Consider the following 8,249-nt stretch of genomic DNA (forward strand, 5'->3'; position numbering starts at 1 on the left):
ACGCTCGTGTTCACGGCTGGTGACGCTAGCCCGTTGACCTCGACTATCACCACCAACCGTGGCTACGTTGAGGCCAACCGTCTGGACACCACCGCCAGGGGCAAACTGGATCAAGCCACTTTGACGGTGAAGCTGCTGGACGCTCAGGGCAATCAGTTGGATGACCCGACAGCTCAGGTCACGGTGACAACCTCGCTCAATGGCGTGGTGGTCCACGACAGCGGTGTTGCCACCAACAACCATGACGGCACCTACAGCATCAAGGTTTCCTCGCAGGCGGCCGGCGACGCGGTCTTTGCCTTCGCCATCGACGGCGCCCAGGCTGTCGACACGGTAACGGTCAAGTTCGTGCCCACGCCGCCAGCTCCGGTCTACTCCACGGCCGTGGCAAATGCCAAGAAGATCAGTGGCACTGCCGAGCCGCACCACAGGATCCATGTTCACAACGGTTCTTCAACTAACACCATTTGCGTCACGCAGACTGACGCTCAGGGCAAGTGGTCCTGCGCCTTTGGCCAGCCGCTGGAACAGGGCGCTGTCTTGTCAGCTCTGGCGGTAAACCTCGAATACATTGACAAGGCGCCGGATAATAGTCCGGAGGCTTTGGCCAACCACACCTTCACCTCGGTGAAATCCCAGATCACTGTCCAGGCCGGCCTACCTAACCTGGTGCCAGACCCGTCGGATGGCACCGAAATAACCGGCAAAGGTGACCCGGGAGACACCATCACTATCACCGATAAGGATGGCAACGAGGTTGGCTCAACCATCGTTGACCCAGATGGCAACTGGAAAATCACACCGGACAAGCCGCTGAACGAAGGTGACATTGTCACCATCACGGCGACGGATCCGGCTGGTAACACCACCACCAAGCAATGGCGGATCGGTCTGCCGGCCGTGGTGTTGGTCTACCCGACTCGCTACGTTGGCGAAAAGCAGACGGCCACTGGTCGCAATTTCCAGCCTGGGGAGTCGGTTACCGCGGTGATGCACTCCGATCCTTTGGAGCTCGGCACCAAGGTGGCTGATCCAAACGGAACGGTGACGTGGACCTTCACTGTGCCACAGGGCACTGACCTGGGCACGCACTCGATTGTTCTGACCGGACCGGATTCTGGCACGGTCAGCGCTCAGTTCCAGGTCATCGAAAGGACAGGACCAGCTCCAATTGATCCGTCGAAGGGACGCCTCCCCTTCACAGGCGCGGATGTCTTGGGGTTGAGTGGATTGGCGGTGCTGGCGTTGTCAGCCGGCTGGTGGTTGATCGTCGCAGCGAAGCGTCGCAACCGCCGCGAGGCTGAGGACACCGGCGCGTAGGGCCCCATAGGCGGCCTGTAAGGGGACTAGGTCAGGCCGCCTTGGTCCCGCCAAACCACAGATCGGTGGGGCGCTGGCTGGTCGTAAGACCAGGCCAGCGCCCCACCGGTGCATTAACCCGCCTTCTGCCGTCACCCCACCTTCCGCAGCGGCCCACCTTATGCAGCGACACCGAGCTTTCGCACAATCTGTCTCCCATCAGCTCTTTTGCAGCGACACCGAGCTGTTGCATGCTTCCCGCTGTGCACAACCTCGGTGTCGCGGCATGGGGGTGGGCCGGGTCCGCCGGTCCAGTGCCAGACTAGGGACCGTGAACTCGATCCCACCATTTGACCCTGGCGCGCAGCCGCAGAACCTCGGTGTCGCGCCAGAAGGCCCGGGAGCCGAGGTGCCAAACCTCGGTGTCGCGCCTAAAGGCCCGGGAGCCGAGGTGCCAAACCTCGGTGTCGCGCCAGAAGGCCCGGGAGCCGAGGTGCCAAACCTCGGTGTCGCGCCAAGAGAGGCTCCGGCCCAGGCGCCGGCCATCGAGGGTTGGCGGTTCCTGGCCGCCGGCAAGGTCCGCGATGTTTATGAGTTGGACAATGACCAAGCCGACGGCCAAAGCGACCAGTTGTTGGTGGTGACCACGGACCGGATCAGCGCCTACGACTACATCCTGCCCACCCCCATCCCGGACAAGGGCAAGGTCTTGACCGCGCTGTCGGTTTGGTGGATGGACCAGTTTGGCGAAATCGCACCCAACCACCTGATCAGCCTGGAGGTCCCTGAGGTGGTCAAGGGCCGGGCCATGATTGTCCAGCGCCTGGCCATGTTTCAGGTCGAGTGTGTGGCCCGCGGCTACCTGACAGGCTCGGGGCTAAAGGAGTACCAGGCCACTGGCCGAGTCACCGGGATAGAGCTGCCGGCCGGACTCCAGGACGGCGACCGGCTACCCCAGCCGATCTTCACCCCGGCCACCAAGGCAGAGGTGGGCCAGCATGACGAAAACGTGCCTTTCGACTACGTCGTCACCCAGTTAGGTCAAGAAGCCGCCGCCCAGCTGCGCGACCTAACTATGCGCCTGTATGCCAAAGCCCATGACATCGCTTTGGAGCGGGGCCTGATCTTGGCGGATACCAAGTTCGAATTCGGCGCCGACCCGGCCTCCGGCCAGATCACGCTGGGCGATGAGGTACTGACCCCGGACTCCTCCCGCTACTGGGACACCAAGACCTACCAGCCGGGTGGACCGCAGCCGTCCTTCGACAAGCAGTATTTGCGCGACTGGCTGACCCATCAGTCCGCTTGGGACAAGGCCTCGCCGCCCCCGCCGCTACCCGAAGAGGTGGTGGCTCAAACCCGCGCCCGCTACATCGAGGCCTACCAGACCCTGACCGGCCAGGTTTTCGCCTGACGGTTGTGATTGGGGATTGCCCTGTGCCGGCCCTCAAGCCGGGCATTTACCTGTGCAATTGGCCCCTTGGACGGGGCAAGTCGGGGGCAGTTTTGGCGTCATGCCAGCAGCGTAACCACCTCTCTTGCTCGATAGCCGGTTGACCTGCGAATAAATATGCAGGTCAACACGTATTTGGAGCAGAATGAGGTGAGCATGACGAATGCTCAACCCGGTGGTTGGGTTGGCCCTGCCCTCGGCAGGGCAAGTAAATCTGCCTACGCCACCTCTGCCCAATCCGTGTCAGGAGAACGGTCATTTGCACCGCATCAGCCCGGCCTTCTTTCCCGCCCTTCCTCAGCCCAGGCGGGAACCATTGGCGTCTTTGGCGCCACACCAAAACCAAGGAAACACCCATGAACACCAGTCCAGCCCACAGTTCCTCAGTTTCGACCGACGTCAGGCGCCGTTTTGGCCGTCTGGTTAGGCCGGTGACCTTGTTGGTTGCTGCGGCGATTGGCTTAGGGGGGTTGAGCGTGGCTCAATCCTGGATGGGGCGCCAGCAGGCCCAGGCCTCTGACGGCACTATCAGCTGGAACGCGACGCTCTGGGCGGGCGCCACCCAGTTCAACAAGGACTGGCTTTATAGCGCCTACAACACCTCCGGTTGGGCGATCAAGGATCCCAAGGCCGCTACCGCGACTGCGGCTGGCTACACCGAGCCGGCTTGGAACGCCACCGGCTGGAATAACGGCGGCGCTCCGACCACTATGGCGATTGGTCCTGAGCGCGATTCTGCCGGGCAAATGACGGGCCGTTTGGTTGGTTACCTTTGGGCTTGGGGCGGCACGACCCAGGCCGGTGGCGGCAACGCCGTCTCGGTCCGCAAGGTGGTGCCGAATGACACTGTGGCCAAGGAGTTCTTTGTTTCGTGGAACCGCTTCACTGGTGGCAACAACTGGTCTGGCGGCGAGGTTTTCCAGGGCACCGGCGAACTTTATTTGTCTCCGGCTGAAGGCAACGACGTTCGCAACATCTCCGATCCAACGACATTTGGTACCTCGGCTCAGCTAGAGGTCTGCAAGCCGTGGGAGCAGAACGCCAGCCTTAGGGCGACCTGCCGGCAGAGCCGTATGTTGTACCCGGCCACGCCGAATGATCAGCTTGCGGCGGCCAACGGCACCGTATCGACCACGGCGTTGTGGAATATCGGTTCTGATATGGCTTTGGACGCGGAGGGCAACGCCTACCTGTTGGCCTCGAATGGTGGCTTAACCTATCTGATCAAGGTCAAGCCTGGAGCCGACGGCGAAAACTGGTATTGGCAAAAGGTTTTGCGGTTCAACAACCAACTTGGCGTCGACACCTATTGGGGTATGGCCTTCCATGATGGTCTGATTTACGCCCGGTTTGGTTCCGGCGCCCTTGTGGTGATGAACCCGCTAACCAAGCAAATGAGCCGTGGCGGCTTTACTGTCCAAGACTTCCGTGACCTGGCCTCAGCCCAGACCGCCGGAACATTCCGCGGCACCATCTTCAATGACCTCAACGGCGACGGTGTCAGAGATTCTGGTGAGCCGGTTCTACCTAATGTCACGGTCGAGCTGTACAAGCAGGGGCAATCTGGCCCGGTCTCGACCCAAGAGACCGACGGCCTGGGTGAATACAACTTTATTCTTGACGCGACCGCCAACGTTGAGTGGTATGTCCGGGTAAAACAACCCACAATTGATGGCTACAACGCCAGGCAGACTTATGCCGGTGGTTATTCGAGCAAGATCGACCAAGACGGCAACTACCAGCGTGGCACCGCCAACGTCGTCACACCGCGGTGTTCGGGCAATGCGATGGCCGCGGGTTATGAGGGCCCGTGTCTAGGGGCCCGGACTGACGGCATTGATCCTTCAGCCCAAATGGGCGCAGACAACGTTTTCACCGATACCGGTGCGCTAATTGTGACCAAGGCGACTTCGACCACCTCAGACGAGCTGTCGGTGGCAGATTTCGGTCTTTCGATCTACGGCTCTTACGGTGATGCGCCGGCCACTTTCAAGTCGACCCGGGCCCAGGGCGGCCCGTTGCTGTTCCCCACCACTGTCCAAGGCAATGCCCGCATTGGCGCGACGGCCGGGCAATATGGCGACGGCATCAATGACCCGGGGGCCAACGCTCATTTGACCGATGACGGTGTCGAGTACAAAGACTCAGGTCCAGGCACGGTTTGGGCGCCTTTGCAGGACCAGATCCTGGCAGTGGGGCGCTCCTACGACTTCCGCATCAAGGTTGAAGGCCTGAACGCGGCATCGGCCTATGCCAAAGCCTGGTTTGGCGAGATGAATGTTGCTGCCGCCGGCACCACCTTCACAACTACCCCAAGGATTGGCGACACCGCTGCTAACGCCACACCGGCCGCGGACGGCTACGTCTACCGCAACAACTACATTGTGGGCTCGGTCCAGCCCACCGGCGGCCTGCAAAACATGTTCATCCGGGCTGAGGCTGGCCTTGACTGGGCCAGTTTGTCACCGGAAAAGCCGGCCGCCGCCACCGACTGGAACACCACGCCGTGGGTCCAGACCGGTGAAGTTGAGGACTACCGCATGGGCATTGCCAATGCCACTGTTCAGTTGCAGGCCAGGACAGTGGCTGGGGTCTCCTCCACCTTCGACTACACCCTGACAAACGTCATCAACACCGCGCCATCTTCGACCTCTGATTCCATCACCACCAGCGCTGACGGCGCCTGGCAGCCTTCGCGCCAGGGCCACGCCATCACCACACCTGGCAGTCCGGTTGATATCACCACCACCTCAATTCCGGACGGCTGGCGCTTGGGCACCCGCGTTGATGCCGCCGGCGCACCGATCGATACCTATTGCATGGATCCGATCACCGGAGTCCCGGTTGCTTACACGGTGGTTTCGCCCACCGAGTTGAGGCTAGACGGCACGGCCACGGGCGTCGGCTCTTCGGTCGTTTGCCGCCTGACCTACATGCCCGTGGTTGACATGAAGACCAGCTCAATCACCACTGATCCTGAGCCCGACTCGAGCACCCCGTTGAAGGTCACTGTTACTGGCACCGCCGGCGGCACCTACTCCATCACGGCCAAACTGCAGGGCACGGTCACCGATGCTGGTGGCGCCTCTATCTTGAGCCCGGTCCCGGGCCAGGGAGTCGAGATGACCATAGCTCCGGACGGCAATGGGGCCACCGCTACTGGTGCGTCTTTCGCCAATGACCTTCAGGCAGACACCTGCGTGACTGACGCCAATGGTGAGTGCACTTTGGTGGTCAAGGGTCTGGTACCCGGCACCTATTCCATTACGGCTAGAACTGACGTCAACGGCACCGCCACCACCTTCTCCACGGTCGACTCCCCGCCGGCTAACCGCCACCCGGCACTGACCTACTTCGAGGCCAACGAGCAGTGCATGCCGCCGCCGTCCGATGCCTTTACCCTGAATAACACCGGCCTGCGCCTGTCGAACAGCTCCGATTTCCGCAGCGCCTTGATCAAACTGCGCGACTGCGGCGACAACCCGATCACCGGCAAGGTGGCAGATCTGTCGATCTCAGTCACCCGGGGCGGCAGCACCCTAACTCAGGGCACCGACTATTGGATTGACAACCTTGAGGAGACGGCGGCCGGCAGCGGCGACTACTCCTTCTCGATCCGCTCGGCTAGGGATGGTGACCTGCAAGTCACAGTCACTTTCAACGACAAGGGCACGCCCAAAGTACTGGGCACCCAGACCGCCACCTTCGATGACAACACCGTCATCTGCGTCAAGGGCACCAACGACCCGCGGTGCACCGAGTATTCGGATTTCACCATCACCCCGAAGACCCCCACGCCTTATGCCGATTGGCAGTTTGCCTCTAAGTCACCCAGTGACTGGGGTTTCTACGAAGGTGTCATCACACTGGTCGGCTTCAACGCCAGCCCAATAACTGACGGCATTGGCCGCATCACCATGTCAGATGTGACCACGGCGCCAGCCCCGCTCTCCGGCGCTCGCTTCTGGTCCACCGCCACCAACCCGCCGCTAACGGGCCCCGGCAACGCCACGGCGGTGACCTGCTCGGTCGCCCTGGTGGGCACGTCCTGCCCCACCGGCGTCTACAACATCCGCATCTATTCGACCATTGCTGACACCCGCCAAATCAAGGCCGCGGCTACGCAAACCGGTTCCGGTGCGGTTGACATTGACACCCAGCCGGCCACATTCGATCCATGGTCGGATCCGGTTCACAACCAGACCAGGTTGACCGTTAACCCGGCCGGCGACTCTGGTCTGCTGCCCAATGGCACCGCCGCCTATGTTGTGACGGCCACGGTCTTTGATGAGAACAATCTCAACGCGCTGCAGGGCGAGGATGTCACCTTCTCGATCGCCAAGTCCACCGCCACCCCAGATGCTGGCGGTGCCACTATGCGCAGTGGTTCGACCACCCTCAACCCGGCTGGCGAGGTGCTAACGACTTCAAGCGCCGGCCAGGCCCAGGTCACCGTAACGGCCGTGGCTCCAGAGGGCGACTACGTCATCACGGCCATGTACAACGCCGGCCATGTTGGTGCCGCCCGCACCGACAACGACAAGTCGCCGCAAACCTTGACCTTCAGGACCGGCGATGACCCCGACCTGTCGCTGTCGACTGTGCGGGTTTCGCCGGATGACATCATTGCCAACGACACCGACACCGGCACCATCACCGTGCTGATGATTGACCAAAATGGTTTGCCCATGACCGGGCGCGGCGCCCGGCTCAGCGCTCAAGGACCGACTGGCGTGGCCTTGAACTTCTCCGCCTTTACGCCCACATCCACCGCCGGCGAGTACTCCGCCACGGTTCGTGGCACCGATGCCGGGGACCACAAGATCACGGTCTCCTATTCCGGCACTGAGCTGACCACCTTGGCCACGCCCAACCCGAACGATGTAGCCCACTTTGTTGAGGACGAGCCGGATGTCTTGAATTCGACTTTGTCAATTCAGCCTTGCGTGGCGATCTCACCTTCGCATCCGGTAGTTGTGGCCGATGCCGCAGATTGCTTCCGCATTACAGCGGTCCTTCGGGATCATTACCTCAACCCGGTGCGCAACTGGTATTCGCCCACTGCCGCCGCCAACAACTACTTCTTCGACTCTGTCCCGCCTGGCGCCATCATGTCTACGCCGCAGCAGACCCCTGCTGGCACCTACACCATTGAGGTCAGGTCAAATGACATTGAGACCTACGCGCTGACCTTCTACTTCCGTGCGGCCGGTCCCAACCGGGTGACGTTGACCCCAACTTTGACGGCCGAATTCGGCTCGGACACCTGGGAGATCACCAAGTCGCACTTCACGGCCACACCGGCCCCTCCGGCCGAGACGGTGGTTGGCAAGTCCGGCGCCCTGATCACCCTGCGCGCCTTCAACGCGGCCAATCAACCAGTTGATCTGACCGACGCAGATTTGTTGGCCCTAAGCGCCCGGGCTGATAGGGCCGGTGGCGGCAGCGCCACCATTGGGAATTGGACCCGAACGGCGCTTGGCGTCTACACCGCCAC

The 8,249-nt window shown here is 61.7% G+C and carries 3 protein-coding genes; all 3 read left to right on the forward strand.

Features of this window, described 5'->3' with window-relative positions:
• Positions 1-1,320, forward strand: a 1,320-nt coding sequence (locus FWD29_09320) for an Ig-like domain-containing protein (GenBank protein MCL2804130.1), incomplete at its 5' end; no start/stop codon positions are given.
• Between the two features lie 310 nt (positions 1,321-1,630).
• A complete protein-coding gene (locus tag FWD29_09325; protein MCL2804131.1) occupies positions 1,631-2,713 on the forward strand; it encodes a phosphoribosylaminoimidazolesuccinocarboxamide synthase in 1,083 nt (360 codons plus the stop codon).
• 395 nt (positions 2,714-3,108) lie between these two features.
• Positions 3,109-8,249, forward strand: a 5,141-nt coding sequence (locus tag FWD29_09330; protein MCL2804132.1) for a hypothetical protein, incomplete at its 3' end; no start/stop codon positions are given.

This window comes from Micrococcales bacterium (assembly GCA_009784895.1).
Classification (GTDB): domain Bacteria; phylum Actinomycetota; class Actinomycetes; order Actinomycetales; family WQXJ01; genus WQXJ01.